The following is a 24,878-nucleotide window of genomic DNA, read 5'->3' on the forward strand; positions in this document are numbered from 1 at the left end:
TAGGCGGTCAACCTCGGGAAGAGCGGATCGGCCGAGTGTACGAGCCCGTTAAAATCAATGCGAGCGGGCGCACGGATTTATTCGTTGAGTTTGGCCAGGATCTTGTAAACAACCGTGGCGAGGATCATCAACATGCCGAGCCACATGGCGAAGACGCCGGCATTCTTGTCACGGAAGTTAAAGCCGATGGCCAGCATGATCATCCCGGCAAGGATGGGGATCAGCATGGCGTGGAACGAAGACATCGAGATCATGGGTGACTGCCTTGTCGGAAGGGATACTTAAATTGTAGGAGATGGTATGAACTTGTAGGAGCTGGGTAGGAGCTGTCGAGTGAAACGAGGCTGCGATCTTTTGACTTTAGCTTTTTAAAAATCAAGATCAAAAGATCGCAGCCTCGTTTCACTCGACAGCTCCTACCCAGCTCCTACCAGCCCCTACAGGGGTTACGGCAACTCGCGGCAGGCGTAGAACGCGCTCAGCACTTTGACCAGGTGCGCCAGGTCGTGGCTGCCGCACAATTCACGGATCGAGTGCATGGCGAAAGTCGGCAGGCCGATGTCCACGGTGCGCACGCCCAGGTGGCTGGCGGTGATTGGGCCGATGGTCGAGCCACAGCCCATGTCGCTGCGTACCACGAAGCTTTGCACCGGGACTTCTTCGGCCATGCACAGATGGCGGAAGAACCCGGCGGTTTCGCTGTTGGTGGCGTAGCGCTGGTTGCTGTTGACCTTGATCACCGGGCCGGCGTTGAGTTTCGGGCCATGGTTGGCATCGTGCTTTTCCGCGTAGTTCGGGTGCACGCCGTGGGCGTTATCCGCCGAGACCAGCAGGGATTTCTGAATGGTGCGCACGAACTCATCACCTTCAGGCAGCAGGCGACGCAAGGTCTGCTCCAGCATCGGGCCATCCGCGCCGCAAGCCGAGCAGGAGCCGACTTCTTCGTGATCGTTGGCCACAAACACGCAGGTTTCGTCGGTTTCGGTGGTCAGCAACGCTTGCAGACCGGCGTAGCACGACAGCAGGTTGTCCAGGCGCGCGCCGGCAATGAAGTCGCCATGCAGGCCAATGACCGCCGCGCTTTGGGTGTCGTAGAAGCTCAGCTCGTAGTCAAGCACCACGTCGGCATTGAGCCCGTGCTCGCGGGCGAGTTGGTCAGTGAGCACGGCGCGGAAGTCCACGCGCTCGTCACCGGCAAATTGCGCGAGGATCGGCGGCAATTCGGTCTGGGCGTTGATCGCCCAACCCATGTTGGCTTCACGGTTGAGGTGAATGGCCAGGTTGGGGATGGTGGCGATCGGTGCCTTGAAGTCGATCAACTGGCTCTCGACCTTGCCATCGCGGCGGAAGGTCACGCGACCGGCCAAGGACAAGTCACGGTCGAACCACGGCGCCAGCAGCGCACCGCCATAGACTTCGACGCCCAACTGCCAGAAACCCTGGCGTTGCAGCTCCGGCTGCGGCTTGACCCGCAGGCATGGGCTGTCGGTGTGCGCGCCGACGAGACGAATGCCGCCGTGCAGTGGCGAATGACGGCCCATCTTGACGGCGACAATCGAGGAGTCGTTACGGGTGACGTAGTAACGACCGCTGGTTTCGACGGCCCACGGCTCGCGCTCGTCAAGACGCGAAAAACCCGCCGCTTCCAGACGCTGAACAAGGCTGGCAGTGGCATGAAACGGGGTAGGGGAGGCCTTGAGGAAGTCGATCAGGCCTTGGTTCAACTCTTCGCGCATAAGAAACTCCAGACAGCAATGGGCGGCAGTTTAACGTATTGGCCTGGGGCTTTGGGCACGACATGTGTCGCCGGTATCAACCGGCGGCCGCCACGCGTTTTTTCAGGTACTGCATGATCACCCGTTCATCTTCGGTTTTTTCCGGTTTGGGCAGTTGTTCCGGCCAGTGACTGCGGGTGCTCAGCAGCTTTTTCTGGCGGCTCTTATCCCAGCGCAGAATCTCCCGCGAGGCGCACTCCCACCATTCATGCCGGCAGGACGAATAATACGGGCCCTCCGGTGCGGCGCTGCCATAGAGCAAGTCGCGACCGACCTTGCGCAGGGCGCCACTCTGGTTGCGCAACTTCCATTTGATTTTCAGCCGTTGCCAGGACGATGGAAAGGGCTTGACTCGCGGCACGTCACGGCACAGTTCGATCAGCTCCAGGTTGAACTGTTCGCCATGCCGGGCGAAGAAATAGGCCAGCATCGCGTGGAAGAAACGCTTCTCCGCGAAGTAGTGATAGATGTACTTTTTTGCTTCCGTCACGGGCTTGTCGCGCATCGCGAACGACATCGCAATCTGCTCGATGGTGTGAATGTCGAAGCCGTCCCGGGTCCATTCGTCGATCAACTGGATCGATTCGTCGAGGAGGGCGCCGTCGCGGTCGGTCACGCCGCACAATCCGCTGTTGTACAGCTTGAAACCGTTGTCCGGAGTGACACCGTGGGCTTCAAGGCACGTACCGAGTTTCAGGTATTCGGGCCGCTCACAGACGTACTGCCAGTCGTATTCGAAGCGATCCATCAGGTATTGGCCGGGCCGGATTTGCCTGAAGGCGCGGTTCGGGTCGCTGGTGAACAACGTGTCGGTATCGACGAACAGGGTCTTTTCAGCCAGCGTCAGGCCGGCGGCAATGGCGCAAGCCTTGCGCCGGTGGTGATAGCCGTTTTCGCCCTGCCACTGCGTCAGGATTTCCTGGCTGAGTAACACGGTTTCAACCGGCCAGCCGGCATAGTCCTGAGGGCGATCCGTGAGGATTCTGATGCGGGGGAACTTCGCATTTTTGACATGGGACAGCGCGGTCAAGATGCTGAACTTGGCTTCGCGCCGGTAAACGTCCTGGTTGCCGTAAATCAGGTAAAGCAGTTGGTTGCGGGTTTTTTTAACGGGTGTTTCCAGAAAATCGGTAAAACTCATCCGGATGGGGATCCTTTTAAAGCGGGGCGACTGCTGGTCAGGCAGTGCTTAAAACGGTGCCGGGCATTCGAAACGCAAGCGTTCGCCGGTTTGCGGATGGGTGAAGCTGAGCATGCTGGCGTGCAGGCACAGGCGCGGCCAGGCAGCCAGTGCCTGTTCGTGGGCGTAGAGCCCGTCACCCAGCAGCGGGTGGCCGATGGACAACATGTGCACGCGTAACTGATGGGAGCGGCCGGTGATCGGCGTCAGCTCGACACGGCACCAGTCGCCGCAACGTTCCAGCACGCGCCAGAAGGTCAGGGCGTTCTTGCCGAATTCGTGGTCCACCACATGCCGAGGCTTGGTCGGCGGGTCGTAGCGCAGTGGCAAGTCGATGCTACCGCTGTCCAGTTCCGGCTGGCCCCAGCACAGGGCGGTGTAGGCCTTTTCGGTTTCGCGGTCGTGAAACTGCCGGGACAGTTCGCGATGGGTGTCCGGGTCACGGGCCAACAGGATGATGCCGGAGGTTTCCCAGTCCAGCCGATGGACGATTCGTGCTTCCGGGTAGCCGTTTTCCTGCAGGCGGGTAATCAGGCAATCCTTGTTGTCATCGGCCCGACCAGGGACGGAGAGCAACAGGGTCGGTTTGTTCACCACCAGGACGGCGTCGTCTTGATGGATGATGTGGATGTTGGACAACGGCATAAAACAGCCTCGTAACAAACGCCAACGGCGGCTCAGAACCCTACATGTCCAATGTAGGAGCTGCCGAAGGCTGCGATCTTTTGATTTTGCTTTTTTCAAACAAGATCAAAAGATCGCAGCCTTCGGCAGCTCCTACAAAGGCCCGAAGGGCCCTGAGCCGCCGTGGCTCCCGTCGGATCGACTAGCGATCCGGCAGGGTGATATTGAGTTCCAGAATCGAGCAGCTACCCTGGTTTTCCAGGGCGACGTGCACATCATCGGACCCGATATTGACGTACTTGCGGATCACTTCCACCAGTTCCTTCTGCAAGGCTGGCAGGTAGTCCGGGGTACTGCGCTGGCCGCGTTCATGCGCCACGATGATCTGTAGACGCTCTTTCGCTACCGACGCGGTACTAACCTTTTTACTGGCACGAAAGAAGTCAAAAAGATTCATTATTTACCTCCAAACAGGCGCTCGAAGAAGCCCTTCTTCGTCACATCGAGGAAACGATGTTCCTTTTCTTTGCCAAGGAGGCGGTCGACCGCATCACCGTATGCCTGACCGGCATCGCTCTGGTCGTCGAGAATCACAGGCACGCCCGAGTTGGAGGCTTTCAGCACCGCTTGGGACTCCGGAATGACGCCCAGCAGGGTCACGGCCAGAATTTCCTTCACGTCTTCGACGCCGAGCATTTCGCCGTCGCTGACGCGTTGCGGGTTGTAGCGGGTCAACAGCAGGTGTTCCTTGATCGGGTCTTCACCCCGTTCGGCACGACGCGACTTGCTGGCCAGCAGGCCCAGCATGCGGTCCGAGTCACGTACCGAGGACACTTCCGGGTTGGTCACGATAATCGCTTCATCAGCGAAGTACATGGCCAGGTGAGCACCTTTCTCGATGCCGGCCGGGGAGTCGCAGACCACGAAGTCGAAATCTTCTTTCAACGCCATCAGGACTTTTTCCACGCCTTCGACAGTCAGCGCGTCTTTGTCGCGAGTCTGACTGGCGGCCAGTACGTAGAGGTTTTCCAGGCGCTTGTCTTTGATCAGGGCTTGTTGCAGGTTGGCTTCGCCGTTGACCACGTTGACGAAGTCATACACCACGCGACGCTCGCAACCCATGATCAGGTCGAGGTTACGCAAACCGACGTCGAAGTCGACAATAACTGTTTTGTGACCGCGCAGAGCGAGGCCGGTACCGATAGCGGCGCTGGTGGTGGTCTTACCCACACCACCCTTGCCGGATGTAACCACGAGAATCTTGGCCAAGGTGTTTCACCCCTAAGGAAAAAGGACTTTTAGCCCCTGAAAAACATCTCTTGAAAAACTACTGCAGTCGGACAGCCTTGGCTGGAATCCGGTCCTGAGCGGCGTCTACCTGCGGTAAACACTGCTTTTGGCCTTTTTCCTACTTCGTTTGAGCCGTTTTCGCTACGTTTTAGAGATGCTTGGAAAATGCGGCAGTATCCGTTAAAGCCGAATGATGTTCAACACGTCGCCCGACAGGCTGACTTGTACGCCCGAGCCCCACAACGGATCGCGTCGCAGGTCCTCGGAAACCTTGTAATGACCGGCGATGGACAGCAGTTCGGCGCTCATTTGCTGACAGAAGATCCGGGCTTTCCAGTCGCCTTTGACCCCGGCCAGTGCACGACCGCGCATCGGGCCGTATACATGGATGTTCCCATCGGCGAGAAGTTCCGCCCCCGGGCTGACCGAGGAAATCACTACCAAATCGCCACCCTGGGCATAGATCTGCTGGCCACCACGTACTGGCGACGTGATGATTTTCGTCGGTTTGATCGTCGGCTCCGGTGGTTTTTCCGGTTTTTTCACCACCACGCCTTCGTTCGGGTCCAGCGGACGCTCACGGGCACCGGACGGCGGCAGCACCGGCAGGTCGACGGCGATGGCGGCGGCGATGTCTTCGATGCGGCTGGCACGGATCGCCAGGGTGCGCAGGCCGTGCTGACGGCAAACACGCATCAGGCCGGGCAAATCGACGGCACCTTCACTGGCCGGGAGTTTGTCCAGGGCCAGCACCAGCGGCGCATTGCTGAAGAAATTCGGCGCCTGGGCGACTTTGGCGGCCAATTGCCGATCGAGGTTCTCGAGGTCGTTGCGGGCCAGCTCCAGCACCGTAATGGCGAGCATGCTGCCCTTCAACTGGAACACGGGATCTTGGTCTAGCGGTTCGGTTTGGCTCATGGTCGGCATACAACGGCTTGTCACTAAAAGTGCCGAGACTTATAACGAGAACGCCCGCGAGCCGCAAGCCGGGTCGAACGATGTAGAATGCGCGGCCATTGTCTTTCCGGAACCTTTAATGGATCGCCCGCGTTTTCGTACAGCATTTCTTTCCCCTCGTTTCTGGCCGTTGTGGTGCGGGCTGGGGCTGTTGTGGCTGATTGTGCAGTTGCCGTATCCGGCGTTGCTGTTTATCGGCCGCGTCCTGGGCTCACTGATGTATCGGGTGGCCGGCGACCGACGGCGCATTGCCAAGCGCAATCTTGAGCTGTGTTTCCCTGAAAAATCCGCCGCCGAACGCAAGCGCCTGCTCAAGGAAAACTTCGCCTCCACCGGCATCGCTTTCTTCGAAATGGCCATGAGTTGGTGGTGGTCGCGCAAGCGCCTTGCCAAATTGGCGCATGTCGAAGGCCTGGAGCATCTGAAAAAGGCCCAGCGCGACGGCAAGGGCGTGATCCTGATGGCCCTGCATTTCACCACCCTGGAAATCGGCGCGGCGCTGCTCGGGCAGCAGCACACGATTGACGGCATGTATCGCGAACACAAAAACCCGTTGTTCGACTTTATCCAGCGTCGCGGTCGCGAGCGGCACAACCTCGATTCGCTGGCGGTGGAGCGCGACGACGTGCGCGGCATGCTCAAGTTGCTGCGCGCCGGCCGGGCGATCTGGTACGCACCGGATCAGGACTACGGCGCCAAGCAGAGCATCTTCGTGCCGCTGTTCGGCATTCAGGCCGCGACGGTGACCGCCACCAGCAAATTTGCTCGGTTGGGCAAGGCGCTGGTGGTGCCGTTCACCCAGGAGCGACTGGTGGACGGCAGCGGTTATCGGTTGGTGATTCACGCGCCACTGGATAATTTCCCCGGCGAGACTGACGAGGCGGATTGCATTCGCATCAACCAGTGGGTCGAAGGCGCCTTGCGCGAGTGCCCGGAGCAATACCTCTGGGCCCATCGTCGCTTCAAGAGCCGCCCGCCGGGCGAGCCCAAGTTGTACGCAAAACGCGGTTGAACCAGCGATCCCTTTAGGCACCATGGAGTGTTGCGATGAGCCCAACTGAACCGGTTACAGGGTTGATTCTTTCCGGCGGCGGGGCTCGGGCGGCGTATCAGGTGGGCGTGCTGGCGGCGATTGCCGAATTGCTGCCGGTGGGCGCGGACAATCCCTTTCCGGTGATCGTCGGCACCTCGGCCGGGGCGATCAACGCGGTCAGCCTCGCCAGTGGGGCGCTGGACTTTCGCAGCGCCATCGAACGCCTGACCGCGTTCTGGCAGGGTTTCCGCAGTCATCTGGTGCTGCGCAGCGACTGGCCGGGGGTGATCCATCAGGCCAGCCGCTTTGTCAGCCACAGTTTGCTCGGCATCGGCGCCCAGGTGCCGGTGGCGTTGCTCAACAGTTCGCCGCTGCGCCACTTGCTCAATGACAAACTGCAAATGAACGGCATCGCCGAGGCCATCGCGCAAAAGCAGTTGCAGGCGGTTGCAGTGACTGCGTTCGGCTACGAGTCGGGTCAGGCCGTCACCTTCTATCAGGGCGGCGGCACCATCGACGCCTGGTTGCGCCATCGGCGGATCGGCGTGCCGACCCAATTGACCGTTGAACACTTGCTCGCCAGCTCGGCGATTCCGCTGTTGTTCGCCCCGGTGAAAATCGGCGAGGAGTTTTTCGGCGATGGCGCGGTGCGTCAGTCGGCACCGATCAGCCCGGCCCTGCACCTGGGCGCGAGCAGGGTGCTGGTGGTGGGCGTCAGCGGCAACCCGCGCGGGGTTGACCCGGAACAACCACTGCAACGGGCCTACACCGGCCAGCAGCCGACCCTGGCGCAGATCGGTGGGCACATGCTCAACAGCACGTTCATTGACAGCCTGGAAAGCGACATCGAGTTGTTGCAACGTCTGAATCAGTTCAGCCATTTAATGCCGGACGGTACGCCTACCCGTGCGTTGGGCGTGGCGCCGGTAGAGGTGCTGGTGATTTCGCCAAGTCAGCCGATCGATGAGATTGCTGCGCGGCATCGCCAGGAGTTGCCGGCGGCGCTGCGCCTGTTCCTGCGCGGACCGGGGGCGACCAAGACGAGCGGGGCGGGGGTGTTGAGTTATCTGTTGTTCGAGGCGGGGTATTGCAGCGAATTGATTGATCTCGGGCGACGGGATGCGTTGGCCAAGCGGGATGAGTTGTGTCGGTTTTTGGGATTGGTTTAAAGCAAAAGATCGCAGCCTTCGGCAGCTCCTACGTTGGAATGCGATCCCTGTAGGCGCTGCCGAAGGCTGCGATCTTTTGATCTTGCCCCTGAAAAAAAAAGACCACAACCACCCTCCACCCCGGATGCGCACGTGGTGGATGGCGCTTGCGATCTCTTGTCTTCAGCTCATCAGAAGTGGAACTTCACCAGGAAGCTAGTCACGTTCTGATTGGTGGTAAACGCATTGGTGTCGTCGATCCCGTACTTGTCTTTCCAGTAGTCGTATTCCACACCGACGTACAGCTGCTTCTCACCGAAATTCAACGCCTTGCCCAGGTCGTATTTGACCTGCGGGTTGAAGTGCAGGTTGGCGTGGTATTCGCCACGGGCATTCTTGTCGTTATCGACCACCCAGTCCATGTAGCCATCAATCAGGATGTTCGAGTCGCCGACCGGAATGGTGTAGGACCAGACCGGCGTGATCTGCCAGACATTGTTGCCCGGACGGTCACCATCAGGATGACGCTGATAGAAGTTCAACTGAAAGTAGTCGAACCCCGGGATCGCCAGGTCGAAGCCCGGACCGATCAGGTAAGACTCGGAATCGCCTTCACCGAACTCGTAGGTCATCGCCAGCAGGACGTCTTTGATCGGCCCGAACTCGATTTTCTGGTCGAGGACTTTACCCAACGAAATACGCGGCTGGAACTCACCGTAATAGGTGTTCGGGCCGTTGTTGAAGTCCTTGCCGCCGTTGTAGAAGATCTTGTCGATGAACAGGAAGTTATCCCCGTATTTCCAGGCATCGGCGTGCTCGAAGGTGACGGTCTGCTGAATGTGCGGGTTGACCTTGAAGTCCTTGCCGTACAGATAGGTCAGGCTGTTGTTTTGCCATTGCAGCAGGTCGCCGGCCATTGCCTGGCCCCCGGCCAGCAAAGATCCCGCGAGCATCAGGCTGGTGCACGTACGTTTCATTCGGTTGCTCCCAAAAAGTAGGTGGTTCCACGTTTTTTTTCTTAGGTCGGCGCTCTGGTGTGGCGCCTTTTGTTGCTGCAGTAAAAATCATCCAATCGGTCAGCTTTAGTGCTGTTAGCAAGAGCTGAGCCAAGGCTTTCGAAAAGCAAAAAAACGCCCGTTCGGCTGTTCGAAAACAGTCGATTGAGAGCGATTCGGGGGTGCCTTGGTACTGGCCAGAGCCGGGATAAGTTGGCTTTTTGGTCAGGAATTAAATCCGGGCTTTTTTTTAGACCAGATTCGGGCGGCCGCGGAGAATACTGACTCCTTGGCCAGGTCTCAAGTGCCCCGCAACAGCGCACCGACGACAGGTTTGGGGCACGGTTGGCGGTAGTTGGCTTGTCGTCGCAAAACGACAGCCTTGAGTGGGTAAAAACCATCTGTTGCTTCCTCTTGTTTTTATTGTTGAGGCGCAGGCAGTTGCTGACCCTGTGTGGGAGCGGGCTTGCTCGCGAAGGCGTCGGATCAGTCGACTCATGTGTGTCTGACACACTGCTTTCGCGAGCAAGCCCGCTCCCACAAGGGGCGGTGTGTTTTTCCGGTTAGTGCGGGTGGGCCGCGCAGTCGTTGATGGCCGCGCGTTCTCTACCGCCGAGAATGTTGAACAGCAGGTTCAACGACAGCGCACTCAAGGTCGCCATGGCGATGCCGCTGTGGGTGATCGGGCTCATCCAAAGTGGCAAGTGCGCGAAGAACTCCGGACGCACCACCGGGATCAGGCCCATGCCGATGCTCACCGCCACCAGCAACTGGTTGCGACGATCACCGATGTCGGCTTCTTGCAGGATCTTGATCCCGGTTGCAGCGACCATGCCGAACATCGCAATCGCCGCACCACCGAGTACCGCTGGCGGAATCGACGCCACCAGGAACGCCGCTTTTGGCAGCAGGCTCAGCACCACCAGCAAGCCACCGGCAACAATGGTCACCGAGCGGCAGCGCACGCCGGTCATCTGCACCAGGCCGATGTTCTGCGCGAAGGAGGAGTGGGTGAAGGTGTTGAAGAAACCGGCGAAGAACGAGGCGGCGGCGTCACACAGCAGGCCACGCCGCAGCATCCGTGGGCAAACTTCGCGGTCGGTGATTTTGCCGAGGGCGAGGAACATCCCGGTGGACTCGACGAAGATGATCACCACCACCAGGCACATTGAAAGAATCGGCGCGAGTTCAAACTTCGGCATGCCGAAATGCAGCGGCGTGACGATCTGCAGCCACGGCGCTTGCGCCATGCCGCTGAGGTCGACCATGCCGATCAGCCCGCAGACGACGTAGCCCAGGCACATGCCGATCAGCACGGAAATATTGACCCAGAAACCACGCATGAATCGATGGACCAACAGAATGGTCGCCAGTACCAGCGCGGCGATGGCCAGGTAAATCGGTGAACCGAATTGAGTTGCGCCAGCACCGCCACCGGCCCAGTTCACGGCGACGGGGAACAGCGACAAACCGATCGAGGTGATGACCGTGCCGGTCACCAGCGGCGGGAAGAAGCGCACGACTTTGGACATGAATGGAGCGATGAGCATGCCGAAAAAACCGGCGGCGATGGTCGCACCGAAGATCCCTTGCAGGCCGATCCCGGGCATGCAGGCCATCGCTACCATGCTGCCGACGGCGGCGAAACTTGCGCCCATCATCACTGGCATGCGAATGCCCAACGGGCCGATGCCCAGGGACTGGACGATGGTAGCGATGCCCGCGACGAGCAGGTCGGCGTTGATCAGGAAGGCGATTTCTTCACGATTCAGGCCAGCGGCCTGTCCGATGATCAACGGCACCGCGATGGCACCGCCGTACATCAGCAGAACGTGTTGCAGACCGACCAGGATCAGTTGCAAAAGGGGCAAACGCTGAATGGCGGGTGCGTCGGGGATGCGCGCTTCGGATAGCTCGGACATGCAACACCTCGGATCTTTTTTATTCTTGTGATTTTGTGCAACAGGCAAACCTGTGGGAGCGGGCCTGTGGCGAGGGGGCTTGCCCCCGTTGGGCCGCGAAGCAGCCCCAAACTCAGCAATTGCGTTCCGTCTATGGGACCGCATCCGCAGGTTTTACGACCGCTTCGCGCTCGAACGGGGGCAAGCCCCCTCGCCACACAAGCCCTACTGCCACAATGGCTTTTTACTTAATTGGTCTGGGCTCCCTGGTTGATCCAGGCACCAATCAGGTCACGCTCTTGCTGGGTCATCTGTGTGATGTTGCCCAGTGGCATGATCTGGCTGGCGACGGCTTGCGCCTGGATCCGCGGGGCCAATTGCTGGATTTGTTGCGGGGTGTCGAACATCACGCCGGCCGGTGCTGCACTGAACAGCGGGCTGGTCGGTTTGGCCGAGTGGCACACGGCGCAGCGTTCCTGAATCACGCTGTGTACCTTGTCGAATGCCGGGCCTTGATTTGAAGCTTGGGCCGGTGCAGCGGCAGGCGCGGCAGGCTTGGCTTCAGCAGGTTTGGCGCCACCGCCGAGGGCGGTTTCCGGCAACGGCTGGTACTCGATGGTGCCAGGGGCCTTAGCCACTTCAGGTGCGCTCGGCATCTGCGCCGGGCCAGTCACGTAGGCCAGGCTGATCATGCCGACGGCTGCAACCGGCAGGGTCCAGGCGAACTTGTGGCTGTCGTGACGGGTGTTGAAGTAGTGACGCACCAACACCGCCAGCACCGCGATCCCGGCCAGGATCAGCCAGTTGTATTGGCTGCCGTAGGTGCTCGGGAAGTGGTTGCTGATCATGATGAACAGCACCGGCAAGGTGAAGTAGTTGTTGTGCCGCGAACGCAGCAAACCTTTGGCCGGCAGCGCCGGATCAGGCGTGCGGTTTTCGGCAATCGCCGCTACCAGTGCACGTTGCGCCGGCATGATGATGCGGAACACGTTGCCGACCATGATGGTGCCGATGATCGCGCCGACGTGCAGGTACGCACCCCGACCGCTGAACACTTTGCTGAAGCCGTAAGCGGCGCCAATGATCAGCACGAACAGGATGAAACCCAGCAGGGCAGGGCGTTTGCCCAGGGCCGAGTCGCAGAGGAAGGAGTAGATGAACCAGCCGATGAACAGCGAGCCGATGCCGATGGCCACGCCTTCAGGACCGCTGAGGGTGCTGCCCGGTGCCAGCAGGTACAACGTCGGGTTGGAGTAGAACACCACGCACAGCAGCGCGATCCCTGACATCCAGGTGAAGTAGGCTTCCCATTTGAACCAGTGCAGGTTGTCCGGCATGGTTGGTGGAGCCAGTTTGTATTTTTCCAGGTGATAGATACCGCCGCCATGGATCGCCCACAGATCGCCCGCCAGACCACTTTTCGGGTTGACCCGATTGAGGTTGTTTTCCAGCCAGACGAAATAGAACGACGCACCGATCCAGGCCACGCCAGTAATCATGTGAACCCAGCGCACGCTCAGGTTCAGCCATTCCAACAGATGTGCTTCCACAGTCTTTACCTCTCGCCTGTCACCCTTGTTGTCGGGTGATCAGACCTTCTCTTATTGGTGGGGGGCGAGGATCAAACGCTCATCCTCTTTGAAAAAATGCTCATCGCAGTTATTGCCTGTGCCACTGCGATCAACCACCAGGAAGTCATCCCGCTTTTCGATCGTCAGCACCGGATGGTGCCAAACGCCGCGATGGTAATTAATGCCCTGCCTGCCGTTGGTGACGAAGGCGCGGACCAAGCCTGATACAGGTTCATCGCCAAGTGGCGCGACCACGATCAGAAAGGGGTTGCCGAGCAGCGGAATGAAAGCCTGGCTGCCCAGCGGGTGACGCTCCAGCATGCTGACGGTCAGCGGCATGTCCTGCGCGTCGGCGCGGAAGATGCTGATGATCGCGTTGTCCTCTGGCGTGGCGGTTTGCACCGTCGCCAGTTTATGAAAGCGCATGGTCGAACCGTTGTTGATCATGAAGTGATCGCTGCCGTCGGTTTCGATCACGTCACCGAAAGGGGCGAAGGCTTCTTTGGTCAGCGGTTCAATCGTTAGTGTGCGCATGCTGGTCTTCTTTTCCGAGTTCTGTGTTGTTGGTTCCGCTCTTGTGGCGAGGGAGCTTGCTCCCGCTGGAGTGCGAAGCGCTCCCAAGCTTTTGGGGTCGCTTCGCAGCCCAGCGGGAGCAAGCTCCCTCGCCACAGGTTCAGCGCTTACTTCGCGACCTTGCCGAGGACGCGCAGGCGACTCACACCACCATCCGGGAATACGTTGAGGCGGATGTGGGTGATCGGGCCCAGGGCCTTGATCTGCTCGGCGAAGGTGTGTTCGGCGTGCATTTCCAGTTTCTGCGCTGGCAGCAGTTCGCGCCAGAACAGCGATTGGGTTTCGATCTGGCTGTCGGTGCCGCCCTTCACGAAGGCGCCCTGGATCGAGCAGGTGTCCGGGTAGTTGCCCTTGAAGTGCAGGGTGTCGACGATGACTTTTTCGACTTCGCCGGCATGACCCAACGCGACGATCACCCAGTCATTGCCCGGTGTGCGACGACGCGCAGTTTCCCAGCCGTCGCCCATGTTGACGCCACGGCCCGGGTTGAGAATGTTGCTCATGCGGCCGAAGTGTTCGTCGGAGCAGGCGAGGGCGCGGCCACCGTTGAGGGCTGCTGCCAGGTCGATCTGCTCGTTGTCGCCGACGGCCGACCAGTCGCGGTGCGGCACGCCGTACACGCGCAGACGGGCCACGCCGCCATCCGGGTAGATGTTGAAGCGCAGGTGGCTGAAGGCCTGGTCGTTATTGATTTCGTGGTAGTGGTGGCTGTTGCCTTGCAGCTCGACGGCCGACAGCACTTCAACCCACTGGGTGTTTTCAGTCGGTTCACCTTCCGCCAGGAAGCACGCTTCCAGGGAGGCCGACGGCGGGTAGTTGCCGGTGAAGAATGAAGTGTCGATGTCCACGCCTTTGATCGAGCCCGCTACACCCAGGCGGATCACGGCGCTGTCATAGCCTTCGAAGCGCTTGCGGCGCGATTCCCAGCCGTCCATCCACTTGCCGTTGTCATCGAACACGCCTTCTTTCCATACCGCTGGAGTCGGCTGGAACAGGCGGTTGGCATCAGCGAACCAGTCATCGGTGACCGAGATGATTTTGGTGCCCAGGCGGGCGTCGGCCAGGTTGACGAACTTCTCGAAAGGTACGGCGTAAGCTTTCATTCTTCTTGTCTGCCTTTAATAAGTTGGCTTGGGATGCTTGCAGGGCCCTGGGAAACGCAAGCGTTCATGAGGTTTCTCGGGCCAGGCTCGCTATAGGGTCAGTAATCGGAACAGGGCGATCTTGTTGATCTCCGCCAGCGCGCATTTGAATTCGGTGTCTTCCGAGTTGTGAATGCGCGTTTCGAACGCCGCGAGGATCTGATGCCGGTTGCTGCCTTTTACCGCCATGATGAAGGGAAACTTGAACTTGGCTTTGTAGGCCTCGTTCAGCTCGGTGAAGCGTTGAAACTCTTCGGCCGTGCATTGGTGAATACCGGCGCCCGCTTGTTCATTGGTGCTGGCTTCGGTCAGTTGGCCCTGGACGGCGGCTTTGCCGGCCAGGTCCGGGTGAGCGTTGATCAGGGCCAGTTGGCTGGCGTGATCAGCGCTCAACAGGATGTCGCTCATGCGTTGGTGCAGGGTTTCGATCTGGTCGATCGAAGCGTCCTGGCCCAAGTCGAAAGCCTTCTCGGCCACCCATGGCGAATGTTCGTAGATGTCGGCGAAGGCTTTGACGAAAGCGTCGCGGCTCAGGGTCGATGGTTTGACGGTTTGAAAGGTGCTCATTTGGCAGCCCCTTGGTACGGGTGGGTTTCCTGCCAGTGGCGAGCGATGTCGACACGGCGGCTGAACCACACCTGTTCATGACTTTTAGCGTATTCGATAAAGCGCTTGAGCGAGGCCAGACGCGCCGGACGGCCGATCAAGCGGCAGTGCAGGCCGATCGAGAGCATCTTCGGCGCTTCGGCGCCTTCGGCGTACAGCACGTCGAATGCGTCTTTGAGGTATTCGAAGAAATCGTCGCCCTTGTTGAAACCCTGGACCTGGGTGAAGCGCATGTCGTTGGTGTCCAGCGTGTACGGGATCACCAGGTGCGGCTTGCCGGTCGGGTTGTTTGGTTCCCAGTAGGGCAGGTCGTCGTCGTAGGTGTCGCAGTCATAGAGGAAACCACCTTCTTCCATCACCAGCCGACGGGTGTTCGGGCCGGTGCGGCCGGTGTACCAGCCCAATGGGCGTTCGCCGGTGAGTTCGGTGAGGATGCGGATCGCTTCGAGCATGTGCTCGCGTTCCTGGGCTTCGTCCATGTACTGGTAGTCGATCCAGCGATAGCCGTGGCTGCAGATCTCGTGGCCGGCATCGACCATGGCGCGGATCACATCTGGGTGACGCTGGGCGGCCATGGCCACGGCGAAGATGGTCAGCGGGATGTCGAATTCCTTGAACAGCTTCAGCACCCGCCACACGCCGGCGCGGCTGCCATACTCGTAAAGGGATTCCATGCTCATGTTGCGCGCGCCTTGCAGCGGCTGCGCCGAGACCATTTCCGAGAGGAAGGCTTCAGACTCTTTGTCGCCGTGCAGGATATTGCGCTCGCCACCTTCTTCGTAATTGAGCACGAAGGACAGGGCGATGCGGGCATTGCCCGGCCAGTGTGGGTGCGGAGGGTTACTGCCGTAACCGACCAGGTCGCGTGGGTAGTCAGCGCTCACTGCAGTCTTCCTTCTTATTCGTGGTAGCAAGTTGTGTGGCGGCCTGGCGATGGATGACAGGCTGGCGTCACAGCGATGGGCTGATTGTATACAACTTTATATTCACTTTGTAAGCCTGAATTTTCGCATTTTTCATTAACTGTCATGAAGGGATGCTACTGCAAGAAACCTGCCTGACTGGTCAGCTAATGGATAGAAGGTCCCCAGCACGCATGCTTCGTGGTCAGATTGGCCGAGAATCCGCGGATGACGGTGGTCGCGATAAAAATGTCGTTTTTATTGTGTACAATTTTTTTGAAAAGTGTCTTAATCAGTCGCTCGCCGCAGCTTTTCGTGCTCCGAAACGGTGCGGTCTCCTTTTTAACTGACTTCGGGAGGCGCGAGGTCTGACTGCTGTATGCAGGCAGGCGCGCAGAATCAATGGGACGTTTGACTACACACGTTTTGGACGCTGCACACGGTTGCCCGGGCAGCTCGATCAAGGTCGAGTTGTACCGCGTTGAAGGCTCGCAACTGGAATTGGTCGCCAGTGCGATCACCAACAGCGATGGCCGTGTCGATGCACCGTTGTTGCAAGGCGATGACTACCGTTCCGGGGTCTATCAGGTTCAGTTTCATGCGGGCGATTACTACCGCGCCCGTGGCGTTCAACTGCCGGAGCCGGCGTTCCTGGATGTGGTGGTGCTGCGCTTTGGCATCTCTGCCGAACAGGATCACTACCATGTGCCATTGCTGATTTCGCCGTACAGCTATTCGACCTACAGAGGAAGCTAGACTCCCCCAAGAATCTGCGCATAAAGCTTCTTTGGTCTTTTGCCCGCCCACACTGCGGGCTTTTTTTTGCCCTTGGGAAAGTCAAAAGATCGCAGCCTTCGCCAGCTCCTACATGGAAACGCATTCCCCTGTAGGAGCTGTCGAGTTCAACGAGGCTGCGATCTTTTGCCCTTAACGGCTCAACAACGACGCCGCGCCCGCCCCACTGAACAACCCGGCACTGATCCGGTTAAACCAGCTCTGCCCCTTGCCACTGCGCAGATACCGCGCCGCGCCATGTGCACCCAGCCCATAAGCCAACTTGCACAACAGATCCAGCACCGTCCACGTCGCAATCATCACCAGCAACTGCGGCAGGAATGGTTGCTGGGCGCTCAAGAATTGCGGCAGGAAAGCGGCGAAGAACAGGATGTCTTTCGGGTTGCTCGCGCCCAGCACAAACGCGCGCCCAAACAGCGCACGAAAGCGCGGCACCGGTGCCGTCAGGGGCACTTCGGCACCGTGGGAGGGCTGGCGCGATTGCTGCCAGCTCTGCCAGGCGAGGTAGAACAGGTACAGCGCGCCGACGATCTTCAGCGCGCTGAACAGCTGTTCCGATGCCAGCAGCAGGGCGCCCAGACCCAGCGCGGACGCACTGAGCAAACAGATCGACGCAATCACCCCACCGAGAAACGCCGGGTAAGAACGGCGCAAACCGTAGTTCAAGCTGTTGCTGATCATCAGCAAAGACAATGGCCCCGGGATCAGGATCACCACCAGCGCAGCGCCGCTGAACAGCAGCCAGGTTTCCAGACTCATCACTTTCCTCCTAATGTGCAAAAGCCCCACCCGACGGGGTGAGGCTGTTTGAAGCTATGACCGCTTACAAGAAAACGAACTTGGCGATGAAGATCGCGCAGAGCACCCACAAACTGACGGAAATTTCCTTGTACTTGCCGGTGCCGGCCTTCAGCACCACGTAAGTGATAAAGCCCAGCGCGATGCCGTCGGCGACCGAGAAGGTCAACGGCATCATGATCGCGGTAACGATCGCCGGAATGCTGTCGGTCGCTTCATCCCATTCGATGTGCGCCATGCCGCTCATCATCAGCATCGCTACATAAATCAGCGCACCGGCGGTGGCGTAAGCCGGAATCATGCCAGCCAGTGGCGCGAAGAACATCGCGGCAATAAATAGCACACCTACGGTCACAGCGGTAAGACCAGTCCGACCACCAGCGGCTACACCCGCGGCACTTTCTACATAGCTTGTTACTGGAGGGACACCGACCATCGCCCCGAATACGCTGGAGGCGCTGTCGGCTTTCATGGCGCGGGAGAGGTTTTCGATGCGCCCATCCGCGTTCACCAGATTGGCGCGCTGAGCAACGCCCATCAAGGTTCCGGCGGTATCGAACATGTGCACGAAGAGGAACGCCAGCACCACACTGATCATGCTGACGTTGAACACGCCGGCAATGTTCATGGCCATCCAGGTCGGCGCCAGGCTTGGCGGGGCGGACATGATGCCTTCGTAATGGACGAGGCCCAGGCCCCAACCGGCGGCGGTCACGGTAATGATGCTGATGAGGATTGCGCCGAACACTTTGTGGTAGCTGAGCACGGCAATCATCAGGAAGCAGATGGCGGCGAGCAGCGGGCCGGGTTCGCGCAGGGAGCCGAGCTTGATCAGGGTCGCCGGGCTGGCAACGATGATGCCGGCGGTTTTCAGGCCGATGATCCCCAGGAACAGTCCGACACCGGCGCCCATGGCGTAGCGCAGGCTGACCGGAATACTGTTGAGCAGCCATTCGCGGATGCGCGAGAAGGTCAGGATCATGAACAACACACCGGAGACAAACACCGCGCCGAGGGCGGTTTCCCAGTTGTAGCCCATGGTGCCGACCACGGTGTAGGTGAAGAATGCGTTGAGGCCCATGCCCGGCGCCAGGCCGACCGGCCAGTTGGCGTACAGGCCCATCAACAGGCAGCCCAGCGCAGCGGCGATGCAGGTGGCGACGAACGCGGCGCCGTGATCAATGCCGGCGTCAGCCATGATGTTCGGGTTGACGAAGATGATGTAAGCCATGGTGATGAAGGTTGTCAGACCGGCAATCAGCTCGGTCTTCACCGTGGTGCCGTGCAAGGTGAGTTTGAAGATGCGCTCAAGCAAGCCATTGCGTAACGGCGGCGAGAGTTCCAGCGACGGGGCTTCGGATTTGCGGCTTTCCACAGCGAGTACTCCTCAAGAGTTTTATTTTTATTTCCAGGGCCGGACCCATGAGGGTGGCAGCGGCCCTTTGAGGCACTTGCGAATTTGTTGACCGCTTGGTCAGGAACTCGCACGAAGTGGATTATGCTTTTGTATACAAATAAAGCAAATAATGTTTTTGATTTTGTCGACGAAAAGTTTGGCGATAGGGATATATCGCTTGTTCGGACCCCTTCGCGAGCAAGCCCGCTCCCACACTCGACCGCATTCCCCTGAAGGAACCCGATCACCTGTGGGAGCGGGCTTGCTCGCGAAGGCGCTAGATCAATTCATAAAAATCCAACAGACAGTCCGCTTAGTCCGCGGTCATTTGGCTTTTCCCCAGCGCCAGATTCACCGCCAACCACCCATCCACCGCCGCCTCTCCAGCTTCAGCAAACACCCGCTCCAGCAATTTCACCTGCTCACGCCGCAGCGACTGCTCGAATCGCGCGCCATCCTCGGTCAACTCCAGCAGCCGCTTACGCTTGTCGGTCTCGGACGCCACGCTGTTCACTAGATGCATTTCCACCAGTTGCCGCAGCGGCATGTTCAGCGCCTGCTTGGTCACGCCGAGCAACGCCAGCAATTCCTTCACGCTCAGGTTCGGGTAACGGGCGATGAAAAACACGATGCGTTGATGCACCCGGCTCAAGCCTCGGCGCTCAAGCATTTCGTCAGCCTTGGCGGTGAACGCCTGGTAGCCGAAGAAAAACGCTTCCATGGCATGTTGCTGGGTCGTGGGATTTTTAAGGTCAAGCATATTGACGTATCCGCTCAAGCTGTCGTAATTTCGGTCAACCAGTTTGACTCATTTTCCTCAGGCCTCGCTACCGGTGACCCCATGGCTTTTTCCGAACGTGTCTCGCGCCTTAAAAGTTCTTTGATCCGTGAAATCCTCGCCGCAGCCCAGCGCCCGGAGGTGATGTCGTTCGCCGGCGGCTTGCCGGCTGAAGTCATGCTGCCGAAAGTCGAGTGGGCCGACATGCCGCTGTCCATGGGCCAATACGGCATGAGCGAAGGCGAGCCGGCACTGCGTGAAGCCCTGGCTGCCGAGGCGCGGGCGCTGGGCGTGCCGTGTGAGGCGAGTCAGGTGCTGGTAGTCAGCGGTTCCCAGCAAACCCTTGATCTGGCCGCCAAGCTTTACATCGACAAAGGCACCGAGATTTTGCTGGAAGCGCCAACGTATCTGGCAGCGTTGCAGATTTTCCAGCTGTTCGGCGCTGACTGCATCACCGTGCCGCAGGAGGCCGACGGCCCGAACCTGGCTCAGTTGCGTGCGCGCATGGAACAGCACCAACCCGCCTTCATCTACCTGATCCCGACCTTCCAGAACCCATCGGCGGTGCGCTACAGCGAAGCCAAACGCGATGCCGTGGCGGCGTTGCTGGACGAATTCGGCGTCACGCTGATCGAAGACGAACCGTACCGCGAGCTGACCTTCGACGGCGGCAGTGCCACACCGATTGTCAGTCGGTTGAAAAAGGCCAGTTGGATCTACACCGGCACCGTGTCCAAAACCCTGTTGCCGGGCCTGCGGGTCGGTTACCTGATTGCCAGCCCGGACCTGTTCCCGCACTTGTTGAAACTCAAGCAGTCGGCGGACCTGCACACCAATCGGGTAGGGCAGTGGCAGGCACTGCAATGGATCGGCACTGAGAAATTCCAGCATCACCTTAGCGAGTTGCGGGACTTCTATCGGGTGCGGCGGGATGCTTTCCAGTCGACGCTGGAAACCCATTTTTCTGATCTGGCAGACTGGAACGTGCCGCAAGGCGGGCTGTTTTTCTGGCTGACGCTCAAGCAGCCGCTGGATACTCGAACCTTGCTCAAGGCTGCGCTGGCTGCGGATGTGGCGTTTATGCCGGGCGAACCGTTCTTTCCGGACCCGGACAACAATCCCGGGCATCTGCGGCTGAACTTCAGCCACATCGACCCGGCGCGGTTGGAGGAAGGGGTGAAGCGGTTGGCGGCGGTGGTGAGGGAGGCTCTAGTGGCGAAAGCGGCTTGAGGGGAGGGTAGAAATGAATAAACCGGCTCAGGGGCCGGTTTATTTTTGTCTGGATTTTGTGGTGTCTGGGCCTGCCTCTTCGCGAGCAAGCCCGCTCCCACATTCGACCGCGTTTCACCTGACGGAACTCGGTCACCTGTGGGAGCGGGCTTGCTCGCGAAGGCGTCAGTCAGAACACCGTAAACCCATCAGACCGCTGCAAACCGCTTATCCAGATAATCAATAATCACCTTGGACTCATACATCCACGTGGTCTGCCCATTCTCTTCAATCCGCAGGCACGGCACTTTGATTTTGCCACCCTGGTCCAGCAGGGTCTGGCGATCCTGTTCGTTGTTCTTCGCATCGCGCAATGCCACCGGCACGTTCAAACGGCGCAAGGTGCGGCGGGTTTTCACGCAGAACGGGCAGGCGTGGAACTGATACAGGGTCAGGTCCTTGGCGGCGGAGTTGACCTGAGCCTGAGCCTCGGCCGGGCGCTGTTTTTTGCCCGGGCGGGTGATGAAGTCGATGAAGATGATCAGTTGGCCAAGGCCGACACGAAGCGCTTTTACGAACACGTTGAAAGCCTCACGGTGGGAATTGAGAAAGGCACGCAGCTTACCTGATTTTTCACAGGCGAAAAAAAACCGGCGATGAATGCCGGTTTTCTTCGTGCCGCAGATTACTTGATCAGGCTGAGAAACTCGCTGCGAGTCGCTGCGTTTTCGCGGAACTCACCGAGCATCACCGAAGTGATCATCGACGAATTCTGTTTCTCGACACCGCGCATCATCATGCACATGTGCTTGGCCTCGATCACCACCGCAACGCCCAGGGCGCCGGTGACTTGCTGGACCGCATCGGCGATCTGGCGGCTGAGGTTTTCCTGGATCTGCAGGCGGCGGGCGTACATATCGACGATCCGCGCGACTTTCGACAGCCCCAATACCTTGCCGCTCGGGATGTAGGCGACGTGGGCCTTGCCGATGAACGGCAGCAGGTGGTGTTCGCACAACGAGTAGAGCTCGATGTCCTTGACCAACACCATTTCGCTGTTGTCGGAGCTGAACAAGGCACCGTTGGTGACTTCTTCCAGTGTCTGTTCATAACCGCGGCAGAGGTACTGCATGGCTTTGGCGGCACGTTTTGGCGTGTCGAGCAGGCCCTCGCGGGACACGTCCTCGCCCAATTGGCCGAGAATCGCGGTGTAATTCTGTTCCAGGGACATGAAACTACCTGTGGGATTTTTCGCAAAGGGCAAGGGTACGGTGGCGGACACGGCGCTGCAAGCGTGGCGCGACAGCTTTACTCGTCGCGACCTTCCATCATGGTGCGTTTGAGCATCACATAAACCGCTCCTGCGCCGCCGTGTTTCGGTTGGCAGGAGGTAAAACCGAGCACCTGTGAATGTTGGCGCAGCCAGGTGTTGACGTGACTTTTGATCATCGGCCGCTTGCCGTCCAGGCGTACAGCCTTGCCGTGGGTGACGCGCACGCAGCGGATTTCGAATTTGGTCGCTTCAGCGAGAAAGGCCCAAAGGGTTTCCCGGGCCTTTTCCACGTTCATGCCGTGCAGGTCGAGACTGCCTTCGAACGGGATCTGGCCAATCTTGAGTTTGCGGATCTGGCTTTCCTGAACGCCGTCGCGGGCCCACATCAACTCGTCTTCCGGGCCGACATCGATCACAAACTGATCGGACAACCCGTCTACGGTGGTGGCATCAGTGCGCACGGTGGCGGCCTGACGCAGCTTGGCGATCTGCGCGCGGTCAGCCTTGGGTTTGCCGGTTTCGGCGCGATCGTGCTTGATCGGCTTGACGCCTTGGATCGCACTTTTGAACAGGGAAAAATCGTCGTCTTGCATGTCAGCCTCCGCGAAGGGCGGCCAGTTTACCCAAGTCGAGACGCTATCCATAACAATTGGCGCCCGGCGTAACGCCGGGCCCTGGATTCAGTCGTGTTTTTTCATCAGATGCGGAGCCATGTTCAGCGCTTGCGATTGGCGCGAACGGCGACGGCAGCGACGCCACAGCCACACGCCGATATACAGAACGAACAGACCAATCACCAGAATCACTGCCGAACCGACCTTGTTGGTGTTCAGCTCGCCCATGGCGGGCGCGTGGCCGAGCAGGCTGCCGACACCGGCCAGCGTCATCAACACGCCGAGCATCGCCAGCAGGGCGGCAATGGCTGCGCCGAATCGAAAACGCCAGTTGCTTTGGCCTTTGGGCCGCAAGCGGCGTGCGTCAAAACCATCGGATAACTTCATTCCGACCTTCCTCAATGGGTATCGGCCCTTCGACCGGGAGTTGACCGGGATGTTCCTGAGGCTAAGGCAATTGCAGCAAATGATAGGCTTTTGCGGATGAGCGGCGGCATGAACCGCTCATCTGACGTCGATCAGATCAGCTCGTGAGTCAGGGCAAGGGTGGCAAAATTGTCCGCCATGATCGCCATTTCGGTCTGCTGAACGTGCTCGGCGCTCAGGACGCCACCCTTGTACGGCAAGTCGCGAGTCGCGCAGGCATCTTCCACCAGGGTGCAACGGAAGCCCAGGTTCTTCGCCGCGCGTACGGTGGTGCTGACGCTGGAGTGGCTCATGAAGCCGCAGACGATCAGGTCCAAAGTGCCGAGTTCTTGCAAGCGGTCGTACAGCGTGGTGCCGTGGAACGCGCTCGGTAGCAGCTTGCCAATAATGGTTTCATCGGCCTGTGGCTCCAGGCCCGGGATGAATTCCCCGCGCTCGCCCTGTGGATCGAACAGCCCGCCGACGGTGCCGAGGTGACGCACGTGCACGATCGGCCGACCGGCTGCACGGGCAGCGGCCACCAGTTGCTTGATGTTCGCGACGGCAGCATCCATGCCGCTCAGGGCCAGTGGGCCGCTGAGGTATTCTTTCTGGGCATCGATGATGACCACGGTCGCATGGCTCAGATTGGCCGCCGCATAACCGCGACCGCTGAGTTGAAACATCGTTTTTGGAACGGACATTCTGGGGCTCCTTGGAGTGGGGCTTTTGCGACATTGTCCTCTGGCTGAGCGGTTCTGTGAATCGCTACCATCGTAGGCACCGTCGTTGCTGGCTTGCAGCCTTGTCAAGATACTCATTCTGTTCAATAGCCAACCGGAAAAATGGATGAGTCCTACATCTGATCCGGTGTTTTTCCTGCGTCGTCGTGGCGCGTTTTGGCTGTTAGAATCGCCAGTCGTTTTTTTGCCAGTCGTTTTATTTGGAGTTGCCCCGTGATCACTTCCCGACTTCGTACCCTGCGTGACCATATCCGTTGGGCCGTCAGCCGCTTCCATGGGGAGGATCTGTTTTTCGGCCATGGGACCGACAACGCCTGGGATGAAGCCCGTCAACTGGTGTTGGGTGCGCTGCACCTGCCGTGGGAAATTGCCGACAGCTATCTGGACTGCAATCTGGAAGAGGATGAGCTGGTCAATCTGCAACGCTTGCTCAAGCGTCGCATCGAAGAACGCATTCCCACCGCTTACCTGTTGGGCGAGGCGTGGTTCTGCGGCATGTCGTTTATTGTCGATGAGCGCGTGCTGATCCCGCGTTCACCGATCGGTGAGCTGATCGAAAAACGTTTTGCGCCGTGGCTGGGCAGCGATCCTGCGCGGATTCTCGACTTGTGCACCGGTTCCGGTTGCATCGGCATCGCCTGTGCCTACGAATTCCAGAACGCCGAAGTGGTGCTGGCGGACCTGTCGTTTGAAGCGCTGGAAGTGGCCAACCAGAACATCGAGCGCCACGGCGTCGATGAGCGGGTGTACACGGTTCAGGGCGATGGTTTCGATGGCTTGCCGGGGCAACGTTTCGACTTGATCGTGTCGAACCCGCCCTACGTCGATGCGGAAGATTTCGCTGACATGCCGGACGAATACCAGCACGAACCGGAGTTGGGCCTGGCCTGCGGCGATGACGGCTTGAACCTGGTGCGCCGGATGCTCGCCGAAGCGGCGAATCACCTGACCGAGAAGGGTTTGCTGATTGTCGAAGTGGGCAACAGCCAGGTTCACGTCGAGGCGCTGTACCCGGAAGTCGATTTCGCCTGGCTCGATTTCGAGCGCGGTGGGCATGGGGTGTTCATGTTGACGGCGGAGCAGTGCCGCGATCATCAGGCACTCTTCGCTTCCCGCGTTTAACCCTAAAAGCTTCGCGGGCAAGCCTCGCTCCTACGGATTTTGTATGAC

Annotated in this window: 27 protein-coding genes; 5 read left to right on the forward strand and 22 right to left on the reverse strand. The window is 59.3% G+C overall.

What is annotated here, in order from left to right:
• Nucleotides 1–77: 77 nt before the first annotated feature.
• The 7 genes from ACWIKB_RS12690 to minC all read right to left on the reverse strand — a co-directional run bounded on the left by ACWIKB_RS12690 (nucleotide 78) and on the right by minC (nucleotide 5,787).
• Complete coding sequence (locus ACWIKB_RS12690) at nucleotides 78–254, reverse strand: hypothetical protein (RefSeq protein WP_213937034.1); 177 nt, start codon at nucleotides 252–254, stop codon at nucleotides 78–80.
• A gap of 192 nt (nucleotides 255–446) precedes the next feature.
• A complete protein-coding gene (locus ACWIKB_RS12695; RefSeq protein ID WP_475267179.1) occupies nucleotides 447–1,736 on the reverse strand; it encodes a M18 family aminopeptidase in 1,290 nt (429 codons plus the stop codon).
• A gap of 76 nt (nucleotides 1,737–1,812) precedes the next feature.
• Nucleotides 1,813–2,916 (reverse strand): hypothetical protein, encoded by a 1,104-nt coding sequence (locus ACWIKB_RS12700; protein WP_475267181.1) that lies wholly within the window; start codon nucleotides 2,914–2,916, stop codon nucleotides 1,813–1,815.
• A gap of 48 nt (nucleotides 2,917–2,964) precedes the next feature.
• Nucleotides 2,965–3,600: an RluA family pseudouridine synthase gene (locus ACWIKB_RS12705; protein WP_475267183.1), complete on the reverse strand. Its 636-nt coding sequence runs from the start codon at nucleotides 3,598–3,600 to the stop codon at nucleotides 2,965–2,967.
• Between the two features lie 181 nt (nucleotides 3,601–3,781).
• Nucleotides 3,782–4,036: a cell division topological specificity factor MinE gene (minE, locus tag ACWIKB_RS12710; protein WP_007898843.1), complete on the reverse strand. Its 255-nt coding sequence runs from the start codon at nucleotides 4,034–4,036 to the stop codon at nucleotides 3,782–3,784.
• Complete coding sequence (minD, locus tag ACWIKB_RS12715; protein WP_054049606.1) at nucleotides 4,036–4,848, reverse strand: septum site-determining protein MinD; 813 nt, start codon at nucleotides 4,846–4,848, stop codon at nucleotides 4,036–4,038. The genes minE and minD overlap by 1 nt, the downstream gene beginning before the upstream one ends.
• 201 nt (nucleotides 4,849–5,049) lie before the next feature.
• Nucleotides 5,050–5,787: a septum site-determining protein MinC gene (gene minC, locus ACWIKB_RS12720; RefSeq protein WP_475267185.1), complete on the reverse strand. Its 738-nt coding sequence runs from the start codon at nucleotides 5,785–5,787 to the stop codon at nucleotides 5,050–5,052.
• Between the two features lie 118 nt (nucleotides 5,788–5,905).
• On the opposite strand from minC, the gene ACWIKB_RS12725 reads away from it, so the two are divergent.
• Nucleotides 5,906–6,838 carry a lipid A biosynthesis lauroyl acyltransferase gene (locus tag ACWIKB_RS12725; RefSeq protein WP_475267187.1) on the forward strand — a complete coding sequence of 311 codons (933 nt, stop codon included), beginning with the start codon at nucleotides 5,906–5,908 and terminating at the stop codon, nucleotides 6,836–6,838.
• Nucleotides 6,839–6,873: 35 nt separating this feature from the next.
• Complete coding sequence (locus ACWIKB_RS12730; protein WP_475267189.1) at nucleotides 6,874–8,028, forward strand: patatin-like phospholipase family protein; 1,155 nt, start codon at nucleotides 6,874–6,876, stop codon at nucleotides 8,026–8,028.
• 170 nt (nucleotides 8,029–8,198) lie between these two features.
• Here the strand turns inward: ACWIKB_RS12730 and ACWIKB_RS12735 are convergent, their stop codons facing one another.
• The 7 genes from ACWIKB_RS12735 to puuE all read right to left on the reverse strand — a co-directional run bounded on the left by ACWIKB_RS12735 (nucleotide 8,199) and on the right by puuE (nucleotide 15,679).
• The gene (locus ACWIKB_RS12735) at nucleotides 8,199–8,984 is read right to left on the reverse strand and encodes an outer membrane protein OmpK (protein ID WP_475267190.1); all 786 of its coding nucleotides are present in this window, start codon (nucleotides 8,982–8,984) and stop codon (nucleotides 8,199–8,201) included.
• 581 nt (nucleotides 8,985–9,565) lie between these two features.
• The gene (locus tag ACWIKB_RS12740; protein WP_475267192.1) at nucleotides 9,566–10,924 is read right to left on the reverse strand and encodes a nucleobase:cation symporter-2 family protein; all 1,359 of its coding nucleotides are present in this window, start codon (nucleotides 10,922–10,924) and stop codon (nucleotides 9,566–9,568) included.
• 227 nt (nucleotides 10,925–11,151) lie between these two features.
• The gene (locus tag ACWIKB_RS12745) at nucleotides 11,152–12,453 is read right to left on the reverse strand and encodes a urate hydroxylase PuuD (RefSeq protein ID WP_054615676.1); all 1,302 of its coding nucleotides are present in this window, start codon (nucleotides 12,451–12,453) and stop codon (nucleotides 11,152–11,154) included.
• A 51-nt stretch (nucleotides 12,454–12,504) separates the two neighbouring features.
• A complete protein-coding gene (locus tag ACWIKB_RS12750) occupies nucleotides 12,505–13,008 on the reverse strand; it encodes an ureidoglycolate lyase (protein ID WP_010456681.1) in 504 nt (167 codons plus the stop codon).
• 146 nt (nucleotides 13,009–13,154) lie between these two features.
• Nucleotides 13,155–14,150, reverse strand: coding sequence for an allantoicase (alc, locus tag ACWIKB_RS12755; RefSeq protein ID WP_475267194.1), 996 nt, complete (start codon nucleotides 14,148–14,150; stop codon nucleotides 13,155–13,157).
• A gap of 90 nt (nucleotides 14,151–14,240) precedes the next feature.
• Entirely contained in the window at nucleotides 14,241–14,756 is a 516-nt protein-coding gene (gene uraD, locus ACWIKB_RS12760; protein WP_475267196.1) for a 2-oxo-4-hydroxy-4-carboxy-5-ureidoimidazoline decarboxylase, read from the reverse strand.
• Nucleotides 14,753–15,679 (reverse strand): allantoinase PuuE, encoded by a 927-nt coding sequence (puuE, locus tag ACWIKB_RS12765; RefSeq protein ID WP_475267197.1) that lies wholly within the window; start codon nucleotides 15,677–15,679, stop codon nucleotides 14,753–14,755. Before puuE ends, uraD begins: the two co-directional genes overlap by 4 nt.
• Nucleotides 15,680–16,099: 420 nt before the next feature.
• Here puuE and uraH point away from each other — a divergent pair, with 420 nt between their 5' ends.
• Nucleotides 16,100–16,453 (forward strand): hydroxyisourate hydrolase, encoded by a 354-nt coding sequence (gene uraH, locus ACWIKB_RS12770; protein WP_010456673.1) that lies wholly within the window; start codon nucleotides 16,100–16,102, stop codon nucleotides 16,451–16,453.
• 171 nt (nucleotides 16,454–16,624) lie between these two features.
• Here the strand turns inward: uraH and ACWIKB_RS12775 are convergent, their stop codons facing one another.
• The 3 genes from ACWIKB_RS12775 to ACWIKB_RS12785 form a co-directional block, all read right to left on the reverse strand.
• A complete protein-coding gene (locus tag ACWIKB_RS12775) occupies nucleotides 16,625–17,251 on the reverse strand; it encodes a LysE family translocator (protein ID WP_475267199.1) in 627 nt (208 codons plus the stop codon).
• A gap of 64 nt (nucleotides 17,252–17,315) precedes the next feature.
• Nucleotides 17,316–18,665 (reverse strand): NCS2 family permease, encoded by a 1,350-nt coding sequence (locus ACWIKB_RS12780; RefSeq protein WP_475267201.1) that lies wholly within the window; start codon nucleotides 18,663–18,665, stop codon nucleotides 17,316–17,318.
• A gap of 334 nt (nucleotides 18,666–18,999) precedes the next feature.
• The gene (locus ACWIKB_RS12785; RefSeq protein WP_475267203.1) at nucleotides 19,000–19,446 is read right to left on the reverse strand and encodes a MarR family winged helix-turn-helix transcriptional regulator; all 447 of its coding nucleotides are present in this window, start codon (nucleotides 19,444–19,446) and stop codon (nucleotides 19,000–19,002) included.
• 81 nt (nucleotides 19,447–19,527) lie between these two features.
• Between ACWIKB_RS12785 and ACWIKB_RS12790 the strand changes: the two genes are divergently transcribed.
• Nucleotides 19,528–20,694, forward strand: coding sequence for an aminotransferase-like domain-containing protein (locus tag ACWIKB_RS12790; RefSeq protein WP_475267205.1), 1,167 nt, complete (start codon nucleotides 19,528–19,530; stop codon nucleotides 20,692–20,694).
• 188 nt (nucleotides 20,695–20,882) lie between these two features.
• On the opposite strand, the gene ACWIKB_RS12795 is transcribed toward ACWIKB_RS12790, so the two are convergent.
• From ACWIKB_RS12795 to ACWIKB_RS12815, 5 genes are all read right to left on the reverse strand, one after another.
• A complete protein-coding gene (locus ACWIKB_RS12795) occupies nucleotides 20,883–21,254 on the reverse strand; it encodes a glutathione S-transferase N-terminal domain-containing protein (RefSeq protein ID WP_054048702.1) in 372 nt (123 codons plus the stop codon).
• A gap of 104 nt (nucleotides 21,255–21,358) precedes the next feature.
• Nucleotides 21,359–21,904, reverse strand: coding sequence for a GTP cyclohydrolase I FolE (gene folE, locus ACWIKB_RS12800; RefSeq protein ID WP_003204506.1), 546 nt, complete (start codon nucleotides 21,902–21,904; stop codon nucleotides 21,359–21,361).
• Between the two features lie 77 nt (nucleotides 21,905–21,981).
• Entirely contained in the window at nucleotides 21,982–22,539 is a 558-nt protein-coding gene (locus ACWIKB_RS12805) for a Smr/MutS family protein (RefSeq protein ID WP_305505490.1), read from the reverse strand.
• Nucleotides 22,540–22,626: 87 nt separating this feature from the next.
• Nucleotides 22,627–22,947 carry a hypothetical protein gene (locus ACWIKB_RS12810; protein ID WP_123510723.1) on the reverse strand — a complete coding sequence of 107 codons (321 nt, stop codon included), beginning with the start codon at nucleotides 22,945–22,947 and terminating at the stop codon, nucleotides 22,627–22,629.
• A 131-nt stretch (nucleotides 22,948–23,078) separates the two neighbouring features.
• Complete coding sequence (locus ACWIKB_RS12815) at nucleotides 23,079–23,669, reverse strand: cysteine hydrolase family protein (protein ID WP_475267208.1); 591 nt, start codon at nucleotides 23,667–23,669, stop codon at nucleotides 23,079–23,081.
• A gap of 252 nt (nucleotides 23,670–23,921) precedes the next feature.
• On the opposite strand from ACWIKB_RS12815, the gene prmB reads away from it, so the two are divergent.
• Nucleotides 23,922–24,830, forward strand: a complete 909-nt coding sequence (gene prmB / locus ACWIKB_RS12820; protein ID WP_475267210.1) for a 50S ribosomal protein L3 N(5)-glutamine methyltransferase — start codon at nucleotides 23,922–23,924, stop codon at nucleotides 24,828–24,830.
• Nucleotides 24,831–24,878 lie beyond the last annotated feature (48 nt).

The sequence above is a fragment of the Pseudomonas sp. 5Vm1k genome (genome assembly GCF_056161485.1).